Consider the following 3,704-nt stretch of genomic DNA (forward strand, 5'->3'; position numbering starts at 1 on the left):
TGGATCCATGAGACCTGGATGAGTTGTTTGCCGTTTTTGCGGGTGACGAGGTTGCCGCGGCCGGGGGGCATGGGGCCGGGTTTGACGGTGCCGATGAGGGCGCCTTCGTCTTTGTTGCCGTTCATGACGAGGCCGGGGGCGGCGATTTCTTTGAGTTTGCCGATGATGGGGTCGTAGGAGGCGCGGGCGGCGCCGCCGGTGCGGCGGGCGACGATGACGTGCAGGCCGACGTCTTTGGCTTGGGGGAGGTATTCGGCGAGGGGTTTGAGGGGGTTGGTGGTTTGGGTGGCGACCAGGTCGTAGTCATCGACCAGCACGAACAATTCCGGGCCTTTCCACCAGGATCGGTTGCGGAGTTGTTCCTGGGTGACGTCGGGGCCGGGCAGGCGCCGGTTCATTGACCCGGCGACGTCTTTGATCATCCCGTCCAACTGGTTGGCGGAGACGGCATACCCGAGGAGGTGGTTGCCTTCGATGACGCCGAGCATGGTGCGCCGGTAGTCGACCAGCACGATGACGGCTTCTTTCGCGGTGTAGCGGTCGGTGATGCCGCGGGCGATCTGCCGCAACAGGTTCGTCTTGCCCGACTCGCCGTCGGCGAACGCGAAAAAGTGCGGGTCGGCGTCGAAGTCGAGGTAGGCGGGGGCCAACTCGTCTTCGTTGATGCCGATCGGCACCAACCGGGTGTGCCGCTGTTTGTCCATGGACAGGACCTCGTCGTAGCCGATCTGCTCGGGCAGCAGCCGCACCTGCGGCGCGATCCGCCCCGACCAGGCGGCCTGAATCTTCCCGACCGCGTCGGCGACACCGCCGGCGAGGTCCTCGGTGTCACTCCCGCCATCGATACGCGGGAGGCCGGTGAGCATTTGCAGGCGTTCACGGGTCAACCCGCGGCCGGGGCGGCCTTCGGGGACGTTGACCGCGGTCCGCCGATCGATATCGGATTCACTGGGGTCACCCAGGCGGAGTTCGAAGCGGGTGCCGAGCATGTCCTTGATCGCCGGCCGGATGTCCGCCCACCGGGTGGAGGCGATCACCACGTGGATCCCGTAGGCCAAACCCCTCTGGGCGAGGGCGGTGATTTGGGGTTCCAACTCATCAAAATCGTCCCGCAACGCCCGCCACCCGTCCACGATCAGGAACGCATCCCCGAACGGGTCCTGCTCCGGGCTAATCTCGCCGCGTCGTTTCCGGTTCCGGAACTCCGTCATCGAATCCACCCCCAACGTCCCGAACAGGCCCTCCCGCTCGTTCGCCAGAGTGTTGAGTTCGGCGATGATCCGCCGTGCCTTGTCCGGTTCCCGCCGGGCGACGGCGACCCCACCGACGTGGGGCAGGCCGGCCAGGCCGGTGAGGGTGCCGCCGCCGAGGTCGACACAGTAGAACTGGACCTCTTCCGGGGTGTTCGCCAACGACAACGACATGACCAGGGTCCGCAACAGGGTCGACTTCCCGGATTGCGGGCCCCCCACGATCACCCCGTGCCCGGCCGCGCCGGAGAAATCCGCCCACAACGGGTCCCGGCGCTGCTCGAACGGGCGATCCACAATCCCGATCGGGACCTGCAACTTCCCATTCCCGAAAAACCCCACCGGCGACAACCCGCGGTCCTCGGTCGGATTCAAATTCGGCAACAGGGTGTCGAGGGAGTTGGGTTCGTTCAACGGCGGCAACCACACCTCATGCGCCGGTGGGCCCTGACCCACCAACCGCTCCACCATCACCTCAAGCTCACTCGGCTCCGACGCCTCCTCCGACGACCTCTTCGGCTCCGGCTCCGGCGCCTCGACCACCGGCTCCGGCTCCGGCTCTGGGGGGAGGTCGACGAAGTCGGGGACAAACAGTTGAGGCCGTTTATCGGCGCGCACCACACTGGACACCGGGCCGGCCGCTTTGATCCCGGCCGGGCGATACGGTCCCGACACATACGACGCCTTGAACCGCACCATCGTCGACGTGTCGTACTTCAAATACCCCGATCCGGGGATCGACGGGAGTTCGAAGGCGTCCGGCACCCCGATCGCCGCCCGGGATTCGGCGGCGGAGAACGTTTTCAACCCGATGCGATACGACAGGAACGTGTCCAGGCCACGCAGTTTGCCCTCTTCCAGGCGTTGCGACGCGAGGAGCATGTGCATTTGCAGGGAACGGCCGACCCGGCCGATCTGCAGGAAAATATCGATGAAGTCCGGCTTCGCCGTCAACATCTCCGAAAACTCGTCAATACAAATAAACAACGCCGGCAGTGGATCCAGATCAGCCCCGTTCTCGCGGGCCTTCTCATAATCCCACACATTCTTGTAATTCCCCTTCGCCAACACCTCCTGGCGACGAGACACCTCCCCCGCGATCGCATCCTTCATCCGATCCACCAACGTCAAATCCCCCGCCAGGTTGGTGATCGTCGCCGCCACATGCGGGGCCTTATCCAACCCCAGGAACGTGGCACCACCCTTGAAGTCCACCAAAATCATGTTCAACGCCGTACTCGAATGGGTGGCCAGCAAACCGAGGACGAGGGTGCGCAGGAACTCCGACTTCCCCGACCCCGTCGCCCCAATACACAACCCGTGCGGCCCCATCCCCTCCATCGCGGCTTCCTTGATGTCGAGTTCGACGGCCTGCCCGAACTCCCCCACCCCAAACGGCACCCGATACCGATCCCGCACCGGCCGCGGCCGCCACGCCTGCTGCACGTCGAAGGTCATCGGGTCGCCGGGGATCCCGAGTAGCTCCAACAGGGTCGGGTTCGACAACAGGGGCTCATCCGAACTGGCCTCCTCCGCCGCCGACCCCACCCGGAACGGCGAAATCTTCCGCGACAGGGCCTCGCACTCGATCACACTCAACGTGTCCGGCCGCCCAAACCACTCCACCCCACCCGCACTCCGCGCCCCCACCCGGGTCGGCTCCACCACCAACCGCAAACCACGACGCGCCGCCAAATTCCCCAACGAATCCGACAAATCAATCAAAGTGACGCCGACCAGGCCCTCCTCCAGAATGATCTGCTCCTCCCGCGTCACCTCCCCATCATCAATCACAATCACCACATGCGGCTGATCCGGATTCGGTGTCGCGTTCCGCGAAAACCGCGGCCGATCCCGCAACTCACCATCCAACCACGCCTCAATCTGCCCCAACGATCCCGCCATCATCCGCAACTGCCCAATACCATCCGACAACTCCGGATGCTGCACATGCGGCAACCACTTCGCCCACTCCCACTCCCCCTTCGCCCGCCCCCCCGTCACAAACCCAATCACCACATCATCACAAGAATGAAACGTCACCAACTGCGCCAACAACGCCCGCGTCACACCCCGCGTCAACTCCCGATCACCCTCCACACTCACCGCCGCAAACCCACGCAACGTAATCTGCGTCGGCAAATCCGACACAATCGAATGCGCCCGCACAAACCGACGCAACGCCAACGTCGCAATCGGCTCCAACTCATCCACCGGCCCCGTCTGCGGCGGCACCAACCGCGTCGCCAACCGATGCGAACTACGCCCCACCCTCAAATGCAAAAAATCCCCATCACTCCCCCGCCGCTCCCACATCCGCCGCGACGCCGCCAACGACCACAACGCCCCCGGATCCGGATGCACCCACTCCAACGCCGCCCGCTGCTCCCCCATCGACTCCCGAGCACGCTCACGCATCTGACCCAAATACCGCAAATAATCCTTACGATCCTC

At 64.6% G+C, this 3,704-nt stretch carries 1 protein-coding gene; it reads right to left on the reverse strand.

Annotated features, from left to right (window positions below; translation table 11 throughout):
* Window positions 1–3,704: type VII secretion protein EccCa (gene eccCa / locus LOZ83_RS39625; protein ID WP_236797087.1), on the reverse strand; the 3,704-nt coding region annotated here is incomplete at both ends.

The sequence above is a fragment of the Amycolatopsis sp. GM8 genome (genome assembly GCF_021653975.1).
Taxonomy (GTDB): domain Bacteria; phylum Actinomycetota; class Actinomycetes; order Mycobacteriales; family Pseudonocardiaceae; genus Amycolatopsis_E.